The organism is Vibrio sp. 1727, from assembly GCF_033344415.1.
GTDB classification, from domain to species: Bacteria; Pseudomonadota; Gammaproteobacteria; order Enterobacterales; family Vibrionaceae; genus Vibrio; species Vibrio alginolyticus.
The window spans coordinates 1-590 of the sequence record NZ_JAWPOT010000464.1 but is presented as its reverse complement, the minus strand read 5'-3'; the positions used below and the strand labels follow the sequence as shown (position 1 = coordinate 590).

The 590-nt window shown below is 46.6% G+C and carries 1 protein-coding gene and 1 pseudogene; both read left to right on the top strand.

The window, feature by feature from the left end:
* A partial coding sequence (locus tag R8O10_RS26375; RefSeq protein ID WP_318192119.1) for an SIS domain-containing protein occupies positions 1 to 432 on the top strand: 432 nt, incomplete at its 5' end.
* 20 nt (positions 433 to 452) lie between these two features.
* A pseudogene (locus tag R8O10_RS26370) lies at positions 453 to 590 on the top strand (hemolysin); the annotation flags it as partial.

The following is a 590-nucleotide window of genomic DNA, read 5'->3' as shown; positions in this document are numbered from 1 at the left end:
TCAAATGCACAACAGTGTGTTTCTTGTCTTTTAAATCGCTTTGAGACCGAACGCCCTAGCCTTCCCTCTATGGCGCTGACTGCGGACAACACCACGCTAACGGCAGTTGCAAACGACTACCACTATCAAGAGATTTTCTCTAAGCAAGTTCGTGCATTTGGCCAACCAGGCGATATTCTTCTGGCGCTTTCTACCAGTGGCAACAGCAAAAACATCATCAAAGCGATGGAGGCGGCTGTAACTCGCGACATGACCATTATCGCCCTAACAGGTAAAGATGGTGGTGAAATGGCAGGATTACTGGGCGAAAACGATGTAGAAATTCGCATTCCATCCCATCGCACGGCTCGCATTCACGAAGTGCATATGGTCACTCTTCACTGCTTATGCGATTTGATTGACCAAGTACTTTTCCCTGCTCACGAAGAATAATAGATTTGAGAATCAGCATTATGATACGTAGCCTTATCATTTTATGTACCATCTTAAGCTTGAGCGGATGTGCGGGACTGTTCATTGCTGGAGCTGCCACCACGGCAAATATTGTGACAGATACTCGCACCACGAAGCAGATCTGGCAAGACAACAAT